General features: G+C 58.0%; 23 protein-coding genes and 1 tRNA gene. 10 read left to right on the top strand and 14 right to left on the bottom strand.

The features are described 5' to 3' along the window. The first annotated feature begins 22 nt into the window (after positions 1-22). The gene (locus tag B9Q17_RS00420; RefSeq protein WP_022989277.1) at positions 23-811 is read left to right on the top strand and encodes a divergent polysaccharide deacetylase family protein; all 789 of its coding nucleotides are present in this window, start codon (positions 23-25) and stop codon (positions 809-811) included. 169 nt (positions 812-980) lie between these two features. Here the strand turns inward: B9Q17_RS00420 and hisF are convergent, their stop codons facing one another. The 5 genes from hisF to B9Q17_RS00395 all read right to left on the bottom strand — a co-directional run bounded on the left by hisF (position 981) and on the right by B9Q17_RS00395 (position 4505). After that, a complete protein-coding gene (hisF, locus tag B9Q17_RS00415) occupies positions 981-1754 on the bottom strand; it encodes an imidazole glycerol phosphate synthase subunit HisF (RefSeq protein ID WP_022989276.1) in 774 nt (257 codons plus the stop codon). A gap of 9 nt (positions 1755-1763) precedes the next feature. Continuing rightward, complete coding sequence (hisA, locus tag B9Q17_RS00410) at positions 1764-2501, bottom strand: 1-(5-phosphoribosyl)-5-[(5-phosphoribosylamino)methylideneamino]imidazole-4-carboxamide isomerase (RefSeq protein WP_022989275.1); 738 nt, start codon at positions 2499-2501, stop codon at positions 1764-1766. A gap of 176 nt (positions 2502-2677) precedes the next feature. Continuing rightward, the gene (hisH, locus tag B9Q17_RS00405) at positions 2678-3316 is read right to left on the bottom strand and encodes an imidazole glycerol phosphate synthase subunit HisH (RefSeq protein WP_094623666.1); all 639 of its coding nucleotides are present in this window, start codon (positions 3314-3316) and stop codon (positions 2678-2680) included. Between the two features lie 27 nt (positions 3317-3343). Then, positions 3344-3937, bottom strand: coding sequence for an imidazoleglycerol-phosphate dehydratase HisB (gene hisB / locus B9Q17_RS00400; protein ID WP_058341748.1), 594 nt, complete (start codon positions 3935-3937; stop codon positions 3344-3346). A 106-nt stretch (positions 3938-4043) separates the two neighbouring features. Next, on the bottom strand, positions 4044-4505 hold the full coding sequence (locus B9Q17_RS00395) for an SRPBCC family protein (protein ID WP_094623665.1): 462 nt from the start codon (positions 4503-4505) through the stop codon (positions 4044-4046). A 204-nt stretch (positions 4506-4709) separates the two neighbouring features. Here B9Q17_RS00395 and B9Q17_RS00390 point away from each other — a divergent pair, with 204 nt between their 5' ends. From B9Q17_RS00390 to B9Q17_RS00365, 7 genes are all read left to right on the top strand, one after another. Further along, complete coding sequence (locus B9Q17_RS00390; protein WP_094623664.1) at positions 4710-6977, top strand: AsmA family protein; 2268 nt, start codon at positions 4710-4712, stop codon at positions 6975-6977. Next, positions 6974-8038, top strand: coding sequence for an A/G-specific adenine glycosylase (mutY, locus tag B9Q17_RS00385; protein WP_094623663.1), 1065 nt, complete (start codon positions 6974-6976; stop codon positions 8036-8038). Before B9Q17_RS00390 ends, mutY begins: the two co-directional genes overlap by 4 nt. 51 nt (positions 8039-8089) lie before the next feature. Next, positions 8090-8362 carry an oxidative damage protection protein gene (locus B9Q17_RS00380; RefSeq protein WP_022989269.1) on the top strand — a complete coding sequence of 91 codons (273 nt, stop codon included), beginning with the start codon at positions 8090-8092 and terminating at the stop codon, positions 8360-8362. A gap of 119 nt (positions 8363-8481) precedes the next feature. Next, positions 8482-8557 (top strand) — tRNA-Phe (locus B9Q17_RS00375). Positions 8558-8614: 57 nt separating this feature from the next. Further along, on the top strand, positions 8615-8779 hold the full coding sequence (locus tag B9Q17_RS17955) for a hypothetical protein (protein WP_154707600.1): 165 nt from the start codon (positions 8615-8617) through the stop codon (positions 8777-8779). 116 nt (positions 8780-8895) lie between these two features. Continuing rightward, complete coding sequence (locus tag B9Q17_RS00370) at positions 8896-9180, top strand: type II toxin-antitoxin system HigB family toxin (protein WP_094623662.1); 285 nt, start codon at positions 8896-8898, stop codon at positions 9178-9180. A 12-nt stretch (positions 9181-9192) separates the two neighbouring features. Beyond that, complete coding sequence (locus B9Q17_RS00365) at positions 9193-9588, top strand: helix-turn-helix domain-containing protein (protein WP_022988140.1); 396 nt, start codon at positions 9193-9195, stop codon at positions 9586-9588. 88 nt (positions 9589-9676) lie between these two features. Here the strand turns inward: B9Q17_RS00365 and B9Q17_RS00360 are convergent, their stop codons facing one another. The 6 genes from B9Q17_RS00360 to B9Q17_RS18160 all read right to left on the bottom strand — a co-directional run bounded on the left by B9Q17_RS00360 (position 9677) and on the right by B9Q17_RS18160 (position 16819). Beyond that, positions 9677-10045, bottom strand: a complete 369-nt coding sequence (locus B9Q17_RS00360; RefSeq protein WP_094623661.1) for a peroxiredoxin — start codon at positions 10043-10045, stop codon at positions 9677-9679. A gap of 15 nt (positions 10046-10060) precedes the next feature. Then, positions 10061-11296 (bottom strand): aromatic amino acid transporter, encoded by a 1236-nt coding sequence (locus B9Q17_RS00355; RefSeq protein ID WP_094623660.1) that lies wholly within the window; start codon positions 11294-11296, stop codon positions 10061-10063. Beyond that, positions 11293-11961, bottom strand: a complete 669-nt coding sequence (locus tag B9Q17_RS00350) for an alpha/beta hydrolase (RefSeq protein WP_094623659.1) — start codon at positions 11959-11961, stop codon at positions 11293-11295. Before B9Q17_RS00350 ends, B9Q17_RS00355 begins: the two co-directional genes overlap by 4 nt. 59 nt (positions 11962-12020) lie before the next feature. After that, the gene (locus B9Q17_RS00345) at positions 12021-15551 is read right to left on the bottom strand and encodes a bacteriohemerythrin (protein ID WP_154707599.1); all 3531 of its coding nucleotides are present in this window, start codon (positions 15549-15551) and stop codon (positions 12021-12023) included. A gap of 218 nt (positions 15552-15769) precedes the next feature. Continuing rightward, positions 15770-16528, bottom strand: coding sequence for a ParA family protein (locus B9Q17_RS00340; RefSeq protein WP_094623657.1), 759 nt, complete (start codon positions 16526-16528; stop codon positions 15770-15772). A gap of 135 nt (positions 16529-16663) precedes the next feature. Then, entirely contained in the window at positions 16664-16819 is a 156-nt protein-coding gene (locus tag B9Q17_RS18160; RefSeq protein ID WP_022988135.1) for a hypothetical protein, read from the bottom strand. Positions 16820-16894: 75 nt separating this feature from the next. Between B9Q17_RS18160 and rhtB the strand changes: the two genes are divergently transcribed. Beyond that, positions 16895-17515 (top strand): homoserine/homoserine lactone efflux protein, encoded by a 621-nt coding sequence (rhtB, locus tag B9Q17_RS00335; RefSeq protein ID WP_094623656.1) that lies wholly within the window; start codon positions 16895-16897, stop codon positions 17513-17515. Positions 17516-17633: 118 nt separating this feature from the next. Next, positions 17634-17933: a DUF2218 domain-containing protein gene (locus B9Q17_RS00330; protein ID WP_058341757.1), complete on the top strand. Its 300-nt coding sequence runs from the start codon at positions 17634-17636 to the stop codon at positions 17931-17933. Positions 17934-18004: 71 nt separating this feature from the next. Here B9Q17_RS00330 and B9Q17_RS00325 read toward each other — a convergent pair whose 3' ends face one another. From B9Q17_RS00325 to B9Q17_RS00315, 3 genes are all read right to left on the bottom strand, one after another. Next, the gene (locus tag B9Q17_RS00325) at positions 18005-18871 is read right to left on the bottom strand and encodes an ABC transporter substrate-binding protein (protein WP_094623655.1); all 867 of its coding nucleotides are present in this window, start codon (positions 18869-18871) and stop codon (positions 18005-18007) included. Between the two features lie 10 nt (positions 18872-18881). After that, positions 18882-20903, bottom strand: a complete 2022-nt coding sequence (locus B9Q17_RS00320; RefSeq protein ID WP_094623654.1) for a TonB-dependent receptor domain-containing protein — start codon at positions 20901-20903, stop codon at positions 18882-18884. A 93-nt stretch (positions 20904-20996) separates the two neighbouring features. Further along, positions 20997-21950 (bottom strand): LysR family transcriptional regulator, encoded by a 954-nt coding sequence (locus B9Q17_RS00315; protein WP_094623653.1) that lies wholly within the window; start codon positions 21948-21950, stop codon positions 20997-20999. Positions 21951-21956 lie beyond the last annotated feature (6 nt).

Below are 21956 nucleotides of genomic sequence, written 5' to 3'. Positions count from 1 at the left end.
CAGAACGACCCTGCTCGGGGTAATGCTACTGGCGCTGAGCCCTTTTGTGGCCGCCCAGCCGGCAGAGCACCAGCCGCCCACCATCGCCATCATCATTGATGACATGGGCCACAACCTTCATGAAGGTGAACGCCTGGCCCGGATGGAACAACCGCTGACGCTGGCGTTCCTGCCTTTCCGGCGCCACACCGTGCCGCTGGCCAAGCTGGCCCACAAGAAACAGAAAGAAATCATGCTGCACGCGCCCATGGCCAACACCCGCAACTTCGGCCTCGGCCCCGGCGGCCTGACCCCGGACATGGACGAAGGCACCATGGCCACCACCCTCCGGCGCTCCCTGCAGTCCATCCCCCACGTAGTGGGCGTGAATAACCACATGGGCAGCCTGCTGACCCAGCAGCTTCAACCCATGGATTGGGTGATGAAAGAACTCAACAAATACCCGGTGTACTTCGTAGACAGCCGCACCATCGCCAACTCCATCGCCGGCGGCGTGGCCGATGCCTACAAAATCCCGAGCCTGACCCGGGATGTGTTCCTGGACCACGAACAGACTGAGGAGTTTGTGGATCAGCAATTCAAGGAACTGATCAAAACCGCTAAGGAAAAGGGCACCGCTATCGGCATCGGCCATCCGCACAAGGTGACCGTGGATTACCTGGAAAAGCACTTACCGGAACTGGATGAACAAGGCATCGCCATCGCCACCATCAGCGGCGTCTGGGCCGTGCGTAACGGTAACCGGGAGATGTTTGCGGAAGGGGAGAAGCAGCCTGTGGTACTTTCTGTAGCCCGGAGTGATAAGGACTAGTTTTTGCCACGAAATCCACGAAAGAACACGAAATTAAAGACAAAGAAATTCTAGTTATTCAGTCGTTAATCTTTGTTCGTGTTTTTTCGTGGATTTCGTGGCAAAAAAAATCGTTAAATCTTTTCTTTTTTCCGTGTCCTTCCGTGGATTCCGTGGCAAAACAGCCTTTTCAGTCCCGAACTTCTATACCCTGGGCCTTCATAAAGGCCTTGGCCTCGGGAATGGTATGTTGGCCAAAGTGGAAGATCGACGCGGCAAGTACCGCATCGGCGCCGCCTTTGGTTACGCCATCTGCCAGGTGCTGCAGCTCGCCCACACCACCTGAAGCAATTACCGGTACAGCCACAGCATCGCTGATGGCTCGAGTCAGGCCCAGGTCGAAGCCGATCTTGGTGCCGTCGCGGTCCATGCTGGTTAGCAGCAGTTCGCCGGCGCCCATGTCCACCATCTTCTTCGCCCACTCCACGGCATCCAGCCCCGTAGGCTTGCGGCCGCCATGGGTGAAGATTTCCCAGCGGGGCTCTTCGCCTTCTGCGCTTACCTGCTTGGCATCGATGGCTACCACAATGCACTGGCGACCGAATCGTTCCGCTGCTTCTTTCACGAATTCCGGGTTGAAGACCGCCGCGGTGTTGATCGACACCTTATCGGCGCCGGCATTCAGCAGCTTGCGGATGTCATCTACGGTGCGCACACCACCGCCCACGGTCAGCGGGATAAACACTTCCGCGGCCATACGCTCGACGGTTTCGTAGGTGGTGTCGCGGCTTTCACTGCTGGCAGTGATGTCCAGGAAGGTGATTTCGTCTGCGCCCTGCTCGTTGTAGCGACGGGCCACTTCAACAGGATCGCCGGCATCGCGGATGTCCACGAAGTTGACGCCCTTGACCACACGGCCTTTGTCGACGTCCAGGCAGGGGATGATGCGTTTTGCCAGTGCCATGATCTGTCCTCAGTTTTGCAGGCTGTCGCAGTAGGCTTGCGCTTCGGCTACATCCAGGGTGCCTTCGTAGATGGCACGGCCGGTGATGGCACCGATGACGCCTTTGTCGGCGACGGTGGCCAGGCGCTTGAGGTCGTCCATGTTGGTGACGCCGCCGGAGGCAATTACGGGGATACCGCCCTCTTCTGCCAGTTTGGCGGTGGCTTCCACGTTCACGCCCTGCATCATGCCGTCGCGGGCGATGTCGGTGTAAACGATGGAGGATACGCCGTCGTTGGCGAAGCGCTTGGCCAGGTCTACGGCCATGACTTCAGAGACTTCGGCCCAGCCGTCGGTGGCTACGCGGCCGTCTTTGGCGTCCAGGCCGACGATGATGTGGCCGGGGAATTCTTGGCACATTTGCGTGACGAATTCCGGCTCTTTAACGGCTTTGGTGCCGATGATGACCCACTGCACGCCGGCCTTGAGGTAGGCTTCGATGGTTTCCGCGGAGCGGATGCCGCCGCCGATCTGGATGGGCAGATTCGGGTATTTGACTGCAATCGCCTTTACGATTTCACCATTTACCGGTTCGCCGGCGAAGGCGCCATTGAGGTCGACCAGGTGCAGGCGGCGGGCGCCGGCATCTACCCATTTGGTGGCCATGTCGACCGGGTCGTCACCGAATACGGTGGAGTCTTCCATGCGGCCCTGGCGCAGTCTTACGCATTTGCCGTCTTTCAGATCGATTGCGGGGATAATCAGCATTTTGTTCTTCCTATTCAGAAAGTCGGGCAAGGAGTTTGGCGCTCGCACTCTGGAGCAGGGAGGCCTTTCAGGGACACGCTGTTAATACATCCCTGTACGCTTGACTGCAGCATCCCTGCTGCAGACAGTCCCTGAAAGGCCTCCCTGCCCCAGAGCGCTACTATGTGCTTGCCTGCTTACTTTCCAGTCCAGTTCGTAAAGTTTTCCAGCAACTGCAGGCCCGCCCGGGCGCTTTTCTCCGGGTGGAACTGCACTGCAAAGATGTTGTCTCTCGCCACCGCGGCCGCCAGGTCGACACCGTACCGGGTGCGGCCGGCCATATCGGCATTGCCTTCGGCTTCGGCGTAGTAGCTGTGAACGAAGTAGAAACGGTCGCCGTCCGGGATGTTGTGCCAGAGCGGGTGGCCTGCGGTTTGGTAGACCTGGTTCCAGCCCATGTGGGGCACTTTCAGGCGTTCGCCGTTTTCGGTGAGGTTGTCGCCGAAGTAGCGGACTTCGGACGGGAACAGGCCGATGCCTTCCACGCCGCCGTTTTCTTCGCTGCGGGCCATCAAGGCCTGCATGCCGACGCAGATGCCGAGGAACGGGCGGTCCTGGGAGACTTCTTTAACAAGTTCAACCACACCCAATCGGTGCATTTCGGCCATGCAGTCGCGGATGGCGCCGACGCCGGGCAGGATTACCCGGTCGGCTTCGCGGATTTTGGCGGCATCGTCTGTGACCAGTACGGTGCAGTCCGGGGCCACGTGCTCTACGGCTTTGCGGGCGGAGTGCAGGTTACCCATGCCGTAGTCGATGATGGCGACGGTCTTCATGGTGTGTCTGTTCCTTTCGGTGACCGGTTACAGGGCGCCTTTGGTGGACGGGGTGATGCCCGCCATGCGCTCGTCCATTTCAATCGCCATACGCAGTGCGCGGCCGAAGGCTTTGAACACGGTTTCAATCTGGTGGTGGGTGTTCTTGCCCTTCAGGTTGTCGATGTGCAGGGTCACCATGGAGTGGTTCACGAAGCCCTGGAAGAACTCTGCGAACAGGTCCACATCAAACCCGCCCACGCTGGCGCGGGTGTAGGGTACGTCCATGAGCAAACCTGGGCGGCCGGAAAGGTCGATCACCACGCGGGACAGGGCTTCATCCAGGGGCACGTAGGCGTGGCCGTAGCGGCGGATGCCTTTTTTGTCGCCCACGGCTTGCTTGAAGGCCTGGCCGAGGGTGATGCCGATGTCTTCCACGGTGTGGTGGTCGTCGATGTGCAGGTCGCCCTTACAGGTGATGTCCAGGTCTACCAGGCCGTGGCGGGCAATCTGGTCCATCATGTGGTCAAGGAAGGGCACACCGGTGTCAAAGCAGGCTTTGCCGGTGCCATCGAGATTGATCTCGACGGTAATCTGGGTTTCAAGGGTATTTCGCTCTACCCGAGCCTTGCGTTCAGCCATGGAGACTCCGTCTAGAAAACAGGCTTGCTACTGTAAAAATCAGATTCGCAGATTATACCCGTTAACACAGCCGGAGTCCCGCAACCGGATTAATCGCCCTGATAGCTCAGAACGCTTTCTTCAGGTTAGCCATGTAGGTGTCTACCAGGCTGTTGAACTCGTGTTTGATCACCGGGCTTATCGCCAGCTTGAGCAGGCTGGGCAGGGGGACGGTCAGCTGGGCACTGGTCTGGAAGCGCACCTTGGTGGCGTTGTCGCCATTGGCGGTGATGGTCCAGGAGCCGCTGACTTCGGCATTGCCCTCGCCTTTTACCGGATCCCAGGTGATTTTGCCGGCCTCTTTATTCGGGTGATAGGTACAGGCGTATACGGTCTGGATGGCGTGCTTATCAACACCCACCTTTTCCATTTCCCAGCGGTAGGCGTTGCCACCAAGATCAACCAGCTTGTCGACTTTCGGGAAGTGGCTGACAGAACGGGGAACGTCTGCCAGAAGATCGAAGACGTCATCATAGCCTGCCGGAATCTCGAGTTCCCGGTTCAGCTCAATCGATACAGTAATGGCCACAGCCGACTCCTTTTTATGCTTATTTGCGTATGCTTGTTTGCGCATACCGGGACAACCCCGGTTTTTAACGGGGTGTATTTTGACCCAAGACTAACGCATTGTCATATTCCTGCACTGTTAATTTGCTAACCCTGCGTTATCCTTTGGGTAATTCATTCGTAATACGGCAGCAATCCACCCTGCCGGAAAGAAAAGGAACTCGCCATGAAAGCTGTTCGCTATGTGCTCTATGCTGTTATCGCCCTTATTGTCCTGGCGGTTGCAGCAGTCGCCATTGCCGTCGCCGTGATCAACCCGAACGATTACAAGCCCCAGATTGAAGCCGCAGTGGAAAAGAACACCAACCTTCAGTTACAGCTTGAGGGTGACATCGGCTGGTCTTTCATTCCGCTGGGGCTGGAGCTGAACCAGGTTGAGGCAACACTGGAAGGCGAACGCTTCGTGGCATTGGAACAGCTGATTGCCAGGATCGATTTCTGGTCGTTGATTGCCATGTCGCCGCAGGTGAACACCTTCCTGCTGAACGGTCTGGACGCGCGGCTGGAAGTGAACGAGCAAGGCGAAGGCAACTGGGCGCGGATTATGCCGGAGAAGAGCGCAGATGGCTCGGAAGCGCCTGCAACTGACGGTGCCAGCGCCGAACCGGCCCCGACAGAAACCGCTGACACCGCAGAAGAAACCGGCGGCGAAGCCCTGAACTTCAACGTAGAGAACGTGGAAATCAGCAATGCCAGTGTTCACTACAACGACAAGAGCACCGGCCAGGCCGTAACCCTGGAAGACTTCACGGTGACCGCCAGCAACATCACCCTGGGTTCCGAGTTCCCGCTGGATATCCGCTTCAAGGTGGAAACCAGCCAGCCGAAGTTCGCAGTAGACGGCAGCATCAGCGCACAACTGAAAGCCAACCAGGCCCTCAACGAATTTGCCATGTCCGGCCTGAAAGCCGTTTTTGACATGAACGGCGAACCGTTCGGGGGAAAATCGGTCACTGCCGAGCTTGGTGGCTCACTGGCCGCGAACCTGGAGAACGAAACCGCCACCCTGAGCGGCTTTACCGCCAGCCTGGCCAACCTGAGCCTGAGCACAGACCTGAACGTGAAAGGCTTCGGCGATAAGCCTGCCCTTGATGGCAAGCTGTCCATTTCCGAGTTTTCCCTGAAACAGCTACTGAGCAACCTCGGCCAGCCCGCGATTGAAACCGAAGATCCGGACGTACTGAAGGCAATCGCGCTGTCCACCAATCTGGGCGGCGAGCCGGGCACCGTTGCCCTGAGCAACCTGAAAATCACCCTGGACGACACCACCTTCAACGGTGGCGGCAGCTACAACCTCGGCACTGGCGGACTGGTGTTTGACCTGAACGGCGACAAACTCAATGCCGACCGCTACCTGCCACCCACGCCGGAAGAAGGTGAAGCCGCTGCCAGTGAGACAGCCGCTGAATCTGATAGCCCTGCACAGCAAACCGCCGCAGCCAGCCAACCGGAAAATGACCTGCTGCCACTGGAAACCCTGCGCACCCTGCTGCTGGATATCGACTTCGGCCTGGGCGAACTGATTGTCAGCAACCTGACCATCAACGAAATCAAAGCCAGCACCACCGCCAAAGACGGCCTGCTGAAAGTGGACGAGTTCAGCGGCAAGCTTTACGACGGCAGCTTCGGCGCCAACGTGACCATTGACGCCCGCAGCGACAACCCGAAATACACCGTGCGTTCCGACGTAAACAACGTGCAGACCCTGCCCCTGCTGACCGACCTGGCGGAGGTGGATATGCTCTCTGGCGGCGCCAACCTGACTCTGGCGGTAAACACCAGCGGCAACCGCATCTCTGCCCTGCGCAACAATGCCAGTGGCGACATCAGCTTCAACCTGGCCGAAGGGCAGTTCCGCAAAATGAACCTGACCCGCATGGCCTGTCAGGGCATTGCCCTGGTGAACCAGGACTCCCTGACCACCACAGACTGGGGCACCACCACTCCGTTTAACGACATGCGTGGCACCCTCAAGATTGACGGCAACACCCTGAACAACACCGACCTGGTTGCGGCCCTGGCCGGCATGCGCCTTGAAGGCAACGGCACGGTTGACCTTGAGCAGACCAACCTGGACTACGAACTGGGCCTGCGCATTGTTGGTGAAATCCACCGCGACGAAGCCTGCCGGGTAACCGAGTACGTTGAGAACGTGGTTATCCCCGTGGAGTGCCGCGGCAACTTCAGCGAAGACCCGGCCGGCCTGTGCTCCTTCGACGGCTCCCGTTTCCGCGACACCATCAAAGACATCGCAGCCAACGCAGCCCGCGCCAAGGCCCAGGAAGAAATCGACCGGGCCAAGGCCAAGGCGGAAGAGAAAGTAGACGAAGCCAGGCAGAAAGCCGAAGACAAGGTAAACGAAAAGCTTCAGGAGAAACTCGGTGAAGAAGGCGGCAAAGTGAAAGATGCCCTCAAAGGCCTGTTTGGCCAATGACCGACAGCTTCGCCGACCGGCTACTGAACTGGTACGACAACCACGGCAGGCACAACCTGCCGTGGCACCACGACCGCAATGCTTACCGGGTCTGGGTGTCGGAGATCATGCTCCAGCAGACCCAGGTAGCTACTGTTATCCCCTACTTCGAGGCCTTCATGGCCAGCTTTCCGGATGTGCAGGCACTGGCTGCGGCACCGGTAGACGACGTGCTCAGCCACTGGTCTGGCCTGGGTTACTACGCCCGCGCCCGTAACCTGCACAAGGCTGCCAGGCAGGTGGTGGACGAGCATGGCGGCGAGTTCCCGCAGGACCAGGAAACACTGGAAACCCTGACCGGCATCGGCCGCTCCACCGCTGCGGCCATTATTGCCCAGGCTTTCGGCAAGCGGGCCGCCATTCTGGACGGCAACGTAAAACGCGTTCTGGCCCGTTACCACGCTGTACCCGGCTGGCCGGGACAAACCCCGGTATTGAAACAACTCTGGCAGCATGCCGAGCAACACACGCCGGATGAGCGCGTGCGTGACTACACCCAGGGCATCATGGACCTGGGCGCCATGGTGTGCACCCGCAGCAAACCCGCCTGTGAAAGTTGCCCGGTGAACAACGACTGCCAGGCCTATGCCCGAAACGAAACCAAACTCTACCCGGGCTCCAAGCCGAAAAAAGAGAAACCGGAAAAGACCACCTGGATGCTGATCCTGGAAGATAACGAAGGCCGCATCCTGCTGGAACGACGCCCGCCCAGCGGCATCTGGGGCGGCCTGTGGAGCCTGCCGGAACTGGACCCCGCCTACGGCGCAGAGGAACTGCAGGAAGCCTGTGAAACGAAGCTGGGGCTGGCCTGCAGCGACCCGCAACTGATCGGCGGCTTCCGGCACACCTTCAGCCACTATCACCTGCACATACAGCCAGCAAAGCTGCCAGTAACCGGCAGCACCAAAGTGGCCGATGCCGACAGCCAGCGCTGGGTGCACCGGGACCAGGCCTTAACCCTCGGCCTGCCCGCCCCCACCCGAACCCTGCTGACCGAGCCGGAACAAACCACCCTGCTCTGAGCACCCGGCGATCTGTTATCATTCGCCCAGTCCAACAACACAGGAGCCGACATGAGCCGCACCGTATTCTGCCGCAAGTACCAGAAAGAGATGGAAGGCCTGGCTATGCCTCCCATGCCCGGGCCCAAAGGCCAGGAGATCTTCGACAATGTGTCGAAAGTCGCCTGGGAAGAATGGCAGAACCAGCAAACCATGCTGATCAACGAAAAACACCTGAGCATGATGGACCCGAACAACCGGAAATACCTGCAGGCCCAGATGGAACGCTTCTTCAACAACGAGCCGTTCGACCAGGCCGAAGGGTTCGTTCCGCCGGAAAAATGAACGAACTGATCAAGGCCTGAACAACCCGGAAAAGTTTCAGAAAATTTTTGCCGGACGGCCTTGACTCCCCAACCCTAAACCGGTTTAATAGCGCCCCGTTGCAGCACATAGCTCAACACGCCCGGATAGCTCAGTTGGTAGAGCAGGGGATTGAAAATCCCCGTGTCGGTGGTTCGATTCCGCCTCCGGGCACCATTAGAATTCAATGACTTAGCCCGCCTTGTGCGGGCTTTGTTGTTTCTGGGCCCTCCCATGGAGCACTCATGGGACACCTCGTTACAAAACCAAGCAACAACCCGCAGCACTTTCTACCCGAAACGCTCACACAGCTGTCAGGAAGACATCCGTCTGAGCCAGGCCGGCGACACCCGCTGCCAGTCGGCAGAAGCTATCGCCGAAGGGGCGTTGCGCGAATGATCTACCGTGGCAAGGGAAGGCATTACGAGCAATCGCTTTGCTTTTTATAATCAGACGTTATTTTCCCATTTCGGGAAAATAACGTAGTATTCCCGAAAAAGGAACTTTCTTATCCCATGAAGGTCTTAGCCAGGAACAAGCTGACAGACTTTATGCGCAAACACGCTTCCTCACGCAAGGCCCTTGAAGCCTGGTTTGCCGAAGCGGAAAGAGGTGATTGGCAAACGCCAAAAGACATCAAGGAACGATTCTCACGCGCCGATTTTCTCGCGGACAACCGGGGCATTTTCAACATCAAAGGCAACCATTTTCGGCTGGTGGTTAAAGTGCGCTATCAAAACGGGATCGTCGTGGTGGAGTGGGTTGGAACACACGCTGAGTACAGCAAGAAAACATTCTGAGGGAACGGCATAATGGACCATCTGAAAATCATCAAAACTCCAGATGAGCACGAGGCGGCTCTGGAGCGCCTTATGGCACTGATGGAGGCTGATCCACAAGAGGGCTCCCGGGAAGCCGACGAGCTGGAAGTACTGGCGATGCTGATCGAACAGTATGAACAGCGCCAGTTCCCCATTGACCTTCCCGACCCCGTATCAGCTATCCGCTTCCGTATGGAGCAACAAGGGCTTAAGAACAAGGATCTCGTGCCCTTTTTCGGTTCGGCTTCCAAAGTGAGCGAAGTGCTGAATGGCGTTCGGCCTCTAAGCCTGAATATGATTCGCAGGCTGAACCATGGGCTGGGCATACCAACGGACATCTTGGTTCAGAGGCCCTCTCACGAAGCCGCAAGCGCGAGAGGATCTTGACAAGGGAACAACAAGCCGACGCTCTGGCACAGCGAGCCCTATAGGCCAACCTATTGGCAGCCAACTTCCAGCAGTTTGATATTGAAGGTCAAAGAGCGGCCAGAATGGTTTCCGCACTGCTAGTATCAATACCCGTGGTATCGATATTGAGCAGCTCAACCTTGCCGTCGTTGACGATCATCGCGTAGCGCTTGCTGCGCACGCCCAATCCACGCTCAGTCAGATCCAGCTCCAGTCCGATCGCCTTAGCGAACTCAGCGTTGCCATCACCCGCCATGATAATCTCCCCGGCGTTCTGCGACTTACCCCAGGCATCCATAACGAATGCATCATTGACCGCCGTACAAACGATGGCATCGACGCCTGTCGCCTTTATCTTGTCTGAATTCACTACGAAGCCAGGCAGGTGGGTTGCTGTACAACCCGGAGTGAAAGCTCCTGGCACCGCGAAAAGTATTGAAGGCTACGCCCCTCACCCCAACTGCGCCACCGGCAACCACCCCGCCAGCCCCATAAAGTGGAACAGCACCGTCACCACTCCGAACAACAGAACCAGCACAATAGCCGCCTTCCCGCCCGGAGCCACAAAGCCCGCTTTGCCACCGTGCAGTGTTCTTGATTTCCAGGCCAGCAGTGCCGGGATGATACAGGCCCAGACAGCAGCGGCTGCGCCGGCATAGCCGATGGCCAGGACAAAGCCGAAGGGTGCCATCAGAGAGAGCAGCAGCGGCGGGATGAAGGTGATTGCCCAGGTTTTGGTGCGGCCCTTTCGGTCGTTTTCGAAACCGAAGAGGTCGGCCATGAAATCGAACGTGCCCAGCCCCACGCCCACAAAGGACGACAGAATCGCCGCCGCAGAGAAGGCGCTGATGGTATTGGCCACCCGCTCGGAGTCTATGGCAAACCCCAGGGCAGCCAGCAGCACGTCGACATCGCCACCCCGGGCGACAACGGGCCCGAAGTCGGCCCTTGGCAGGTTGCCGAAGATGCTCACCAACCAGGCGATGTAAAACAGCAAGGCAATGGAGGTGCCACCGAGAATAGCCTTCTGCGCCTTCCGCTCTTCTCCATAATAGGCCCGCAGGGAAGCAACCGAATGGTGGTAACCGAAAGAGGTGAGAGCCACCGGCAACATGGCCAGCGCGTAGGGTGCGTACTGGCCATGCTGGTTGACGGTATCGAACAGCACACTGAACTCAATCCGTGATGCGAGGCCGGATACGCCCAACACAAAGCTCAGCAGCATGAAGGTAACCAGCACCACCGAAAGCCGGTCCACCGCCCGGGTGGAGTGCCACACCACCAGCGAAAACACCGCCACAAAGGCCACAGATGCAAGCTTGCTGCTGACTCCAGTCACGCCCTGGATGATCAGCCCGGACGATGTAATGTAGGCATAGAGCAGAATGCCGCCGACAAAATAGACCATCAGGTTACTGAAGATATTCACCCGTGGCCCCAGCATGGACTTGGTGACCGTATTGAACGACGCCCTCAGGTCATAATGCTTCAGGGCCTCCAGCAGCATCCAGCCGGACAGCGTCATCACCACCATGGTGAGAATCAGGGCAAAGCTGGACCACAGCGTCCATGCACCGGCGCCGGAACTTGGCAGGCCAAGCATACCCGCGCCCACGCAGACGCTGGCGATGATGCTGGCGCCGCCGATGAGTGAAGGAGATTGTCTGGAAACCGGCTGGTCTGTCACTTTGCGCCCGCCACCCGCTTGGCCAGAAACACATCCAGATCCCGAACCTCTTCCAGGCAAAGGCTGTGCTCCATCCCATAGGCGTGATACTCCGGCTCGTACCCCAACTCCTGCAGTTTCTGCTGAGCCGCCTGGCCAAGATGTTCCGCGACAACCTGATCAAACCGGCCGTGGGCAATAAAGACGGGAAGCTGGCGATTGGCCTCGCTCAGCTCGATGGAATCGGCGGTTGCAAAATAGGTGGAGAGGGCGAACAGGCCACCCAACCGCTCAGGGTAGCTCAGTGCCAACTCATAGGCCACGGCACCGCCCTGGGAGAAGCCGCCAAGGACGATGTTCTCGCTGGCGATGCCACGCTCCCGCTCCTGCCGGATCAGCTCCGCCACCATTGCCGCTGAGGCCCGCAGTTGTTCGGCATCCACCTTTCGGTCTACGTCCATGGCGAGGATGTCGTACCAGGCCGGCATCACGTAACCACCGTTGATGGTTACCGGCAACTCGGGGGCATGGGGGAAAATAAAGCGGACTGGCTTCTCGCGGGAGAACCGGAACTCCGGAACCACCGGCTCGAAATCGTGGCCGCTGGCGCCCAGGCCGTGCAGCCATATGATGGTGGTTTCGGGGTTATCGCCGGTGTCGATTTGCAGGGTGTTCAGGGCGGTCATCGGGCCTCCGGAGGTCTTAAAAAGTTGAGAGACTTTACCATCCATGGCGCCCGAGATCTTCAGTTAATCAGCCGCCCAAGGCTTTTGAGCAGCTCTTCACTTTCGCTTTCGAGTTCCGCCAGCAAGCGCTCTGCCTGAACGGAATCACCCTGCCCGTGGCTGACGACCAACTCCCTTGCCCTGTTGTGAAGATTTCTATGCCGTCGGGTTAGCTGCGCAAAGTCCGAAGACCAGATACCCTTATGGCCCGTTTCCCGTTCCAGCCACTGTCCCAGCCGGCAAAGTCGATGATCCAGTTCAGGCGGAGCGCCCTCACCGGTTGCCAGCCAGCTGGCCATGCTGGCTACCCAGTTGCGGTGCTCAATCTCGGCAGACAGCAACATCACCTTGTGGCTATCGACCGGAACGATCCCTTTCCACGCAATCTCACCCGGCCAGGTAGCCACCCATTCCGGCAGATCGCCAGCAGGCATTGGCCGGGCAATGCCGTAGCCTTGAGCCTGTTCGCAGCCCAGCTTTAACAGCAGTTCTCCGTGCGGCACTGTCTCAACGCCTTCCGCAATCACCTGTAGGCCAAATGCGTGAGCCATACTGACCACGCCCGCGATGATGGGCAGGTCGTCGGTATTTCTGAGCATGCCGCGCACGAATCCCTGATCTATCTTGAGCACGCTCGCCGGCAGGTGTTTCAGATACACCAAAGAGGAAAATCCGGTGCCGAAATCATCCAGGGCAAAGCTCACACCCAGTTGACGGCACGTCTGCATGGTTCTGGATACTTTGCCCATGTCCTGCAAGGCACTGCTTTCCAGCACTTCCAGCTGCAGGGCGGAAGGCGCAACTTCGGGGAAATCCTCAAGTGCCGAGCGCAGCTTGTCGGCGAACGTATCCTCCAACAATTGCTGGCCACTGACATTCACACTCACCTGCAAATGAAGCCCTTCCGACTGCCACTGGTCCATCTGGCGCAGCGCTTCTCGGATAACCCAGTCGCCCACCTCAATTTCCAGCGGGTGATCCTGCAGCACTGGTAAAAACCGGAGTGGCGGAACCAGCTCGCCCGAAGGTTTGAGCCAACGCAGCAGCGCTTCTGCACCCACGATCGTGCCGGTGACCATATTCACCTTTGGCTGGTAATACAGAACCAACTCTCCGGCATGCAGCGCCTGCCGAATTTCGTGCAGCTGCTCCCTGAGTTCCTGCGCACTTTGCTCCCAGCTCAGGTCATAACTGTGGAAACGATTCTTGCCATCCAGCTTGGCCTGAAACAGAGCCTGCTGGGCCTGGCGGAACAGTTGGTCCGGAAGCACATCCGAAGATGGCGCAAACTCCGCAATACCAATACTGGCAGACAACCGGATGCAAGCATCATCAATAACCACCGTCTCATTGACCACCTGAAGCAACTGACGAACCCTTGAAATATAGTCGTCTTTGCTCCCGGGCCCATCCATAAGAACAACAAACTCATCCCCGCCAATCCGTGATACCGCGCCAGGCTCCGGAAAAAAGGCGCTGAGTCGCTGGCCCATTACCTGAAGCAGGCGATCCCCCACCTCCGGACCGTACGCCTCGTTTTCTTCCCGGAAGTTGTCCAGGTCGATCATGGCCAGCGCAAGGCCCTTTCCGCGTTCCTTGCTGAGCGCCATGGCCTCTTCGAGGGCAGAGTCTGCTGCCCGGCGATTGGGTAAGCCTGTCAGGGGATCTTCAAACGCCAGGCGCCTCAATTCTTCCTGATGGCGAGCCCGTTCAGTGATGTCCTGAACGGTACCCTCCAGGCGCCCAGCACAACCGTCGGGGTCGGGTTCAATCTGAGCCAGAAGCTGGACATGCTTGATCCTAGCATCCGGTAGCAGCAGTCTGTGCTCAACCTGTAGGTCACCAAGACTAACTTTGGCCTCAGAATACGCATCAATCAGCGCCTTCTGGTCGTCTGGATGAACCAGCCTCAGGTAAGCCTCATAATCCGGAGTAAACTGCTCGGGAGTCTGCTCAAAAATACGGTACACCTCCGTTGACCAGGTAGCACGGCCTGACTTGATATCAAAACTCCAACGACCAATATGCGCCTGTTGTTCGGCACGTTCGAGCCGGGCCAGGGCCTCGGTACGATTGATGTGCAGCTGACGATGCTCCAGCGAAATACTCAGCAGATCACTGAACAGGCCGAGAAACTCAAGGACCTCTTCGCCCCATTTACCCGGCGACATCACGGCATCATTACCCAGAAATCCGACCAGCTCGCTGCCCCGGTACAATGGGTAGACGCACACCGAATGGATGCCCTGAGCTTCCAGAATGTCCTTTTCTGTCTGAGCCGCGGGAGGCATCTCTCTGACAGACGGAACCAGAACATGGCCCACACTCTGCAACTGCTCCCACCACCAGGGCGTGGAGTCCACGGGAATATTCTGAAGATTGGCAATTTCCGGACTGATCCCTGGCGCGCACCATTCGTGCGTGTTGCTCATGTATTCGCCGTTTTCCTGAATCAGAAACACGTAGATTCTGTCAGCATGCATGTATTCACCGGCATGCTTGAGGGAGCGTTCAATGGCAGTATCAAAGTCCCCCAGTGAAGACGCCATGAAATCGGCGGCAAACTCACTGATGATCGAGCGGGTGTCGCGCTCACGCTGCAACCGGAGTTCTGCCAGCTTTCTCTCGGTAATATCGGTCTGCGTGCCCACCATTTTCAGGGGCCGGCCCGCTGCATCCGTTTCAGTGATTTTCCCCCGGGCTATAACCCAGTGAACACTCCCACCCTCATCGACCAGGCGGTGCTGATGGCTGAAATTTTCGGTCTCGTTATTAATATGGGCGGCCAGGTCGGTTCGAAGTGCCGGCCAGTCTTCAGCCAGAATAGTCAGGCGGTTGCCGATCAGCACTTCGATGGAAGGCAGCCAGCTGTCGGGCTCAGACAGGTCCAGTTCAGACAAGTCCCATTCCCAGAAAATGTCATTATTGGCGCCCAGAACCGCTTCCCAGCGGTTTTGCTGCTTTCTCAACTCACGTTCGGCTTTTTCACGGGCAATCGATTCCCGCTCCAGCGACAAGGTGCGGCTGGAAAGCTGCTTGTACATGGAAAGCACGCTCTGAATCAGGCTGGACGCCTGCCCGGTCAGGGCTTTCTGGGCTGCCTGCTTGCCCGCTTCGGAATCCTTGCCTTCCCGGGCGGCAAGCACCACTACTGACAAGCGTTTGTCTTCATACAAAATATGATGCGCCAGCCAGCCGGTCAGGAAGGAAAGCATTTCGTGGAGCACGCTCTCAAGGTTGTGCTCATCCAGCCCCTGCTGAAAGTGCCGGACTTTCTCTACAAAGCCGGAATGGCCCCGACAATGGGCCTTAAACCAGGGGTCATCAACCAGAGCTTCCGCCCAGATCGCCTCCTCCGTCTCAAAGTGATAGGCGGCATAGTCAATCAGGCCCTCCACCACACGATGAGCGCGGGCGAGGTCCACACCATGGACATATTGGGAGGCAAGATCGTTCAGTAACGCAACCAACTGATGGTGTTGCTCGTCGATCACCTCAATACCGATATCGAAACTGGAGTTCCAGGGAACAATGCTAAAACGTTCAGCCAACACTAAAACAACCTCACCGGAAAATGCTGTCCAGCTGCAGCTTGGGGGTATTCGAGTCTCACGATGATGTTACTGGTCGGGCGCCGATAGAGATCACTAACGGAGTGACTGAACGAGTACAAATCTGACCCAAGGCAAAAAACATGATTATTTGACTGACTTTTACAATCAAACGCCAGGCAGCTGCACAGTCAATAACCTCGCTTGCTTACGTCCGGTTACCTGGGGTTGGGAAATCCCAGGTCAACTTTTATATCCTGCCATAATGTTCGAAAAGCATGGGCTGCCGGGCTTAAGGGCGCCAGTACTTCCAGCGGCTTGCCCTCTTCTCCCATTCGCTCGACAACACTTGCGTAGGGAACAGCCACATTGACCGGCGCGCCAAGCAACTCCGCAGACTGACCCAGTATCTCCCGGTGCAGGTTCTTGCGACGGTCGACCATGGAGAAAAACGGCCGGAGTTTCTTGTTACCCAGCTTTTTGTCTTTCACAAACTCCCGTAACTGGTTCCAGCTGTTGAGGGACAACCAGGTAGGCACCATTGGCACATACACCTTGTCGGCCATTTCCAGCACCTGTTCGGTCAGGCGCGAGAGTGTGGGCGGGCAGTCCAGAACCACCAGGCTGGTGTCTTCGGAAAGCGGAGCCAGCAGATCTTTCAGAACGTTGTGCCCTTCCTCGTGCTCAAGCTTGATATCGAAGTTGCGAAAGCTGCTGTGGGCGGGGATAAAGTCGAGATTGGGGTAGACGTCTTCGTGGATAAAGCGGGCAATGGGGGATTTGCCTTCTAACAGCTTGGACAGCTTACGGCCTTTGACGACCTCCGCACCCGCCAGGTAAAAACTGGCAGCCCCTTGCGGGTCAAGATCCCAAAGCAGTGTGCTGATGTTGGCGCGGCTGGCGAGATAAGCGGTATTCACTGCGGCGGCGGTTTTGCCTACGCCACCCTTGGGGCTGTAGAAGGCGATGATTCTCATGGACGGGAGCTCCTGCTGTATCCGTTGTTACCAAACATTACAGGGTAACAGGCACCAAGACAGCAACTATGAAGCTTTTATGACAGTTATCGCGGGAGCCGGCAGGCAGAAAGGAAGGCTTTCGTAAAACCACGCTCACGCGGCTTTGCGGAAGCCCTCCATCCGCACACTTTTGTCCCGGCTGCGCTTGTACCTGGTTTTGTCTTCAACTACCCGCATCTGGTATTTTGGCGTTCTCAGTTCGCGCTGCACGGCACTGTGCTGTGTGGCTTTCGCCTTTTTTCTGGCCATCTCGGTATCTCCTCGTTTGGCTCGGTTCTAACGGCGCGTATTATATCACTCCCCTGAATTTCGCGAGCGTAAGCAATGACACTCACTGTGTGGCTCACATTTCTGGTCGCAGCCCTTCTGATCAGTGTTTCTCCCGGTGCCGGCGCGGTCAACTCCATGAGTAGCGGCCTGCGTTATGGTGTACGTAAGTCCTTACCCACCATTGCCGGCCAGCAGTTCGGATATGGCGTGCAGATTGTGCTGGTAGGCGCAGGCCTGGGCGCCATTGTGGCTTCGTCCAACACGGCCCTGATGGTCATCAAGTGGATTGGCGTGGTCTATCTGATCTGGCTGGGTATCCAGAAATGGCGGGAGCAACCGGTGGAAGCCACCCGCGCAGACCTGTCCGGCTTCAGCCCCCGCCAGCAGTTCTGGAATGGCGCACTGGTGAACCTAACCAACCCGAAAGCCACGATTTTCCTGATCGCCCTGTTCCCGCAATTCCTGGTGGCCGGCGCGGCCCATGGGCAGCAGTTGGCCACCATGGGGGCAACCCTCATCCTGGTCGATATTCTGGTGATGGTGGGCTACGCCCTGCTCGCAAGCCAGCTGTTCCGGTTTATGACTACACCGAAACGCCAGCGGCAGATGAACCGCGTATTCGGCGGCCTGTTTGTCACTGCGGCGGTGGCTCTGGCCAGCTTCAAACGGGCCTGATGCGCCATCGGTGACAGACCATTGATGAGAATGAGTTTCATATACAGAAAGAATCATGGATAATCATCCTTCTATCCCGCGATCCGCAGGCCACTACACTCTTCAGGAGCGAGAAACGATGATCACCAGTACAGCCCGTATCGAGTCCGCGAATGCACCCCGTTATCTGGCGCGTCTGTGCCGCCATTTCAGCCACAAGCGCCAAGTCGAGTGGACTGAAACCGAGGGTAAAGTCGAGTTTGATATGGGCACCTGCTTTCTCGAGGCCAGGGATTCCGTGCTCACACTGAAAGCGGTCGCAACAACGGCAGAAGACCTCAGCAAGGTGCAGCAGGTGATTGGCTCACATCTGGAACGGTTTGCCGCCGCGATGAAAGACGGTGAGCAACTGACTGTCAGTTGGCAGCCGGCACAATAATCCGGTTTTAGAGCACGCAAAAGGGCCTGCCGGAACACTCCGACAGGCCCTTTTTTGCCTTTACGAACCCATCAGCGCAGGGCGCTGACCACCTCATCCACCTGCAGGCGTACGCTCTGCAAGCCACCGCCGGAGAGGTACCAAAGGCCGGGATTGAGCACTACAACGTGGGTGGAGGCGCCGGCATCATTCAAGGCTGATTGCAGTGCCTGTTGCGGCAGCGGCTCAGCACCGATCGCGGCGCTGCGATCCACTACCAGCAGGGTATCCGGAGCCATCTCTGCCAGGGTCTCGACGTTCACCGGATAGAAGGTGCGCTCGCCGCGCGTAACCGGCGCTACAGAGTCCGGAACGATTGCCGGCGTCAGCGCCAGCAGCTCATAAACAGCGGGCTCGCTGCGCAAAGAAAAGTTGCCATCGTTGTGGGTAACCACGGTAACTGTGCCGGCATCAGCCAGCTCCGCTTTCTGTTCACCCACATGCTGCCAGAGCTCGCCCAGCTTGAGGCCTGCGGTTTCTTTAAGGCCATAGTAACTCGCCAGGTTGATTACATTGGCGTTTACCGCCTCCCGGAAGTCGCCTGTGGCCAGGGTTACATCGCGCACAGGGGCAACCTTTGCTGCCGAAACCTGTGCTTCAGCGCCCTGACGACCGGTCATCAGTACCAGCCCCGGTTGCAGGTCTGCCAGCAGCTTCTGGTCAGGTTCTTTCAGGCTGCCGGCGTCTGGCAGTTTGGCCCCAAGATCAGCCAGGTAGTCCGGCAGCCCCTGCTGAGGAATGGCCAGGACCTTATCTTCCAGCCCCAGCTCCAGCAGCGTGTCCAGGGCACCGTGGTCGTAGCTGACCACCGTCGGGCCGGTAACCGAAGCGGTGGTTGCACAGCCCGCGAGTGTAAGGCCTGCCAGGGCTCCGGCCAGGGTGAGTTTCAGTGAGTTCATGCAATTCTCCTTAGAAGTCGACCGCAAGGCCAAGGTTCAGGCGGCGGCCATCCAGCACCACGCCATAGTCATCGTTGGTAATTTCTTTATCGGCGAGGTTGTACAGGCCCGCTGTTACCCGGGCGGTATCCGTCAGCCTGTACAACAAGCCCACATCCATCAGCGTGTAACCCGGCGTTCCGCTCTCCATATCTCTGCGGCCAAGGAAGTCGCTGGTTTCGCCACGATAGTTAGTCTGGAACCACAGGTTCAGGCGGCCGCTGGCCTGCCAGTCCAGGTTAGCGTTGGCCATGTGTTCGGGAACCTTGTTCAGGGGCTCACCCTTGAACTCACCGGTTTTCTGCTCGGAATCGGTGTAGGTGTAGCTGGAACTGAGGGTTACCGAATCGGTCAGGTCGTAGTCGAGCGTCAGCTCGATACCGCGCATTTCGGCTTCGTCGATGTTGGCCCGAGTACTCAGGAACAGATAGTCATTACCCTGAAAACTACAGGTCCAGGTGCCCGGATCATCCCCGTCACCGTTCGGGGATTCGCAGAAGCGATCTTCCGCAATCTTGTCTTTGAAATCGGTCTGGAACAGCATCATGCTCGCATTCAGGCCCATGGCCCGGCTGTCGAAGACCATACCGGCCTCATAGCTGATACTGGACTCGGGGTCGAGATCCGGGTTGCCGATGATCAGCGCTCGGGGATGAGGTGCAGGCGAGCCACCACCACCGGTGCCACGGCCAAACCCTTCCGTGACATCCGCCAGCCCGGGCTGGCGATAGCCGGTCGACACGCCGCCTTTCAGGGTCAGCTCAGGCGTCAGGTCGTAAAGCGCATAGACCCGGGGTGAGAACTCGCCGCCGAACAGTTCGTCGTCGTTGTAACGAAGGCCGGTGGTCACCGAGAAGTCGTCGGTCAGGCCCCACTCCACTTCCGAGTAAACAGCGGCAATCCAGCGGTCAACACTGCGCACGGCACCCGGGATATTGGAGGTGAGCAAACCGTTGGTTTCATCCGTCAGCTTCTCCTGCTTGTACTGGCCACCCACGGTAACCACGTGATCACCCCAGAACCGTGTTGCCTGGGTATCCAGCATCGACACCTGCTCTTTCTTGGTCTGGTCCTGCACCCGTTCGGAAAGATCGTGCTGAACAAAGCTCCTGGTCATCCAGTTACCGTAGTTACCGGCGTGGGAGAGCACGTAAACGTCTTTGTCGTAGATGTAGGTTGACCCGGTTTCATCCAGGGCCACGCTTTTGCCCGGAGTGCTGGTTTCTTCCAGGCGGGAGCTGTCATAGCTCAGGGCAAATTCGTTTTGGTTATCCGGAGTGAAAATCAGCTTGGCTCCGCCCATCGTACGCTTGCTTTCCGGGGTACTTCTGGCGGAATCGTCGGCGCCGGCGAAATCGCTTTCATCGTCACCCGACCAGGAGGCATTAACCTCGGCACTCAGCAAACCTTCGACCAACGCACCACCGGCAAACAGGCTGGTTTGCTTGCTGTCGTTGCTCACATCGTTGAAAGACTGGGTGTATTCGGAGGATATAGTGCCAGCCCACTCACCCCGGTTTTTACGGGTGATGATGTTGATGACACCGCCCATGGCCTCAGAGCCATAGAGTGAAGACATGGGCCCGCGGATCACTTCCACCCGCTCGATCATTGAAATTGGCGGCAGGGCAATCTGCTTGCCACCATCCTGGCCATTGGTGTTTACCGAGCGACCGGCAGACACTGGCCGACCGTCCACCAGGTACAGCGTGTAGCTGTCGTCCATGCCCCGGATGCTGATGTCCTGTGCCCCGCCACCACCGGTGACGTACACACCCGGGATGTTATTCACCGCGTCGACAATGCTTTTGTAGGATTTCTTGGCCAGTTCATCATTGGAGATCACTGAAATACTCGCCGGTGCATCGGAAATGTTCTGCTCAAACCCCGATGCTGTAACAACAATTTCACCCAACTCAACCGGGGCCGGCTGGGCAACAACCGTTCCGGTACTGGCTAATGCGATGGCGGAGGCCAGAATAGGACGACGCATGAAAACTCCTTGTGTTGTGCAACGTTGACTTTTGATTCGCCATGCAGATGCGAATCATTATTAGTCGCGACAACATTAACACAAGGCAAGGGTTCAGGTGTTGATATGATCTGTTCCAATATCCGGAACAACGTCCTCCGCTACGCAGGAGCCTGCCAGCCAGGCTATGGGTACCGAGCTTCTCAAATGGGCAATAAAGGCCCGGACCCGGCGCGGCAGGTGGCCGTGGGGGTAAAGCAGGGTTACTGGCAAATCCGGGCCGCGCCAATCCGGCAGGCAGCGGCGAAAACTGCCGGGATGGGCGCGCAAGCGTTGCTCCACCAGCCAGTCCGGCATCAGGCCCAGGCCCCGGCCGGCGGCAATGGCATCACCCTGAACACAGAACTGGTCAACCGTAAATTGCCGTTCCGGAGCGGATAGCGGATAGGTGCCCAGCGCTGAATTGTGCAGTACATTTCCCCCGCCATGGCGGTCCAGCATGTCCACCCAGGCGTGTCGGCCGAGCTCTCCGGGAGTTGCCGGCAAACCGGACCGTTCCAGGTAACCAGGGCTGGCATACACACTCTGGGCAAGCAGCCCCAACCTCTCCTGTCGTAACGGGCATTGCGGCACGGCTCCCAGCCAGAGGCAGATTCCGTTATCCAGCTTTTCCGGCATCTGCTGCTGGGTATGCAGCGCCACCCGCAGGTCCGGGTAGTCGTCCATAAAGGCTTCCACCACGCCGGCAAACCAGCCGCGCACCAAAGATTCATGGCAGCGCAGCTCCAGCTGGCCGCTGACTTCCTCTTTCAGTTCGTCCAGGGCCTCCCTGCCCCGGGCCGCCAGCTCCAGGATGTCGTTGCTGTATCGATAGAACACCCGCCCCGCGTCGTTCGGTACCACTTTCCTGGACTGGCGCAACAACAACGGCTGGCCCACCGCCTCTTCCAGCTGGCGAATCCGGCGGCTGAGGGTAGATTTCGGGCAACCGAGGTCCCGGGTGCTGGCAGTCAGGCTGCCGGTGCGCACTACCGAGACAAAGGCTTCCAGCTCTTCAAGGTCGTACATTTTTCG

This window comes from Marinobacter vinifirmus, from assembly GCF_002258215.1.
Lineage (GTDB): Bacteria > Pseudomonadota > Gammaproteobacteria > Pseudomonadales > Oleiphilaceae > Marinobacter > Marinobacter vinifirmus.
Note: the sequence above shows the minus strand (reverse complement) of the source record. Positions and strands in the feature narration are given on the sequence as shown.

Coding starts and splice junctions, on each gene's coding strand:
- B9Q17_RS00380 (WP_022989269.1), top strand. CDS start 8,090: ATGAGCCGCACCGTATTCTGCCGCAAGTACCAGAAAGAGATGGAAGGC.
- mutY (WP_094623663.1), top strand. CDS start 6,974: ATGACCGACAGCTTCGCCGACCGGCTACTGAACTGGTACGACAACCAC.
- B9Q17_RS00325 (WP_094623655.1), bottom strand. CDS start 18,871: ATGAACTCACTGAAACTCACCCTGGCCGGAGCCCTGGCAGGCCTTACA.
- B9Q17_RS00340 (WP_094623657.1), bottom strand. CDS start 16,528: ATGAGAATCATCGCCTTCTACAGCCCCAAGGGTGGCGTAGGCAAAACC.
- B9Q17_RS17955 (WP_154707600.1), top strand. CDS start 8,615: ATGGAGCACTCATGGGACACCTCGTTACAAAACCAAGCAACAACCCGC.
- B9Q17_RS00390 (WP_094623664.1), top strand. CDS start 4,710: ATGAAAGCTGTTCGCTATGTGCTCTATGCTGTTATCGCCCTTATTGTC.
- B9Q17_RS00370 (WP_094623662.1), top strand. CDS start 8,896: ATGAAGGTCTTAGCCAGGAACAAGCTGACAGACTTTATGCGCAAACAC.
- B9Q17_RS00350 (WP_094623659.1), bottom strand. CDS start 11,961: ATGACCGCCCTGAACACCCTGCAAATCGACACCGGCGATAACCCCGAA.
- B9Q17_RS00315 (WP_094623653.1), bottom strand. CDS start 21,950: ATGTACGACCTTGAAGAGCTGGAAGCCTTTGTCTCGGTAGTGCGCACC.
- B9Q17_RS00330 (WP_058341757.1), top strand. CDS start 17,634: ATGATCACCAGTACAGCCCGTATCGAGTCCGCGAATGCACCCCGTTAT.
- B9Q17_RS00365 (WP_022988140.1), top strand. CDS start 9,193: ATGGACCATCTGAAAATCATCAAAACTCCAGATGAGCACGAGGCGGCT.
- B9Q17_RS00420 (WP_022989277.1), top strand. CDS start 23: ATGCTACTGGCGCTGAGCCCTTTTGTGGCCGCCCAGCCGGCAGAGCAC.
- hisF (WP_022989276.1), bottom strand. CDS start 1,754: ATGGCACTGGCAAAACGCATCATCCCCTGCCTGGACGTCGACAAAGGC.
- B9Q17_RS18160 (WP_022988135.1), bottom strand. CDS start 16,819: ATGGCCAGAAAAAAGGCGAAAGCCACACAGCACAGTGCCGTGCAGCGC.
- rhtB (WP_094623656.1), top strand. CDS start 16,895: ATGACACTCACTGTGTGGCTCACATTTCTGGTCGCAGCCCTTCTGATC.
- hisB (WP_058341748.1), bottom strand. CDS start 3,937: ATGGCTGAACGCAAGGCTCGGGTAGAGCGAAATACCCTTGAAACCCAG.
- hisA (WP_022989275.1), bottom strand. CDS start 2,501: ATGCTGATTATCCCCGCAATCGATCTGAAAGACGGCAAATGCGTAAGA.
- B9Q17_RS00320 (WP_094623654.1), bottom strand. CDS start 20,903: ATGCGTCGTCCTATTCTGGCCTCCGCCATCGCATTAGCCAGTACCGGA.
- hisH (WP_094623666.1), bottom strand. CDS start 3,316: ATGAAGACCGTCGCCATCATCGACTACGGCATGGGTAACCTGCACTCC.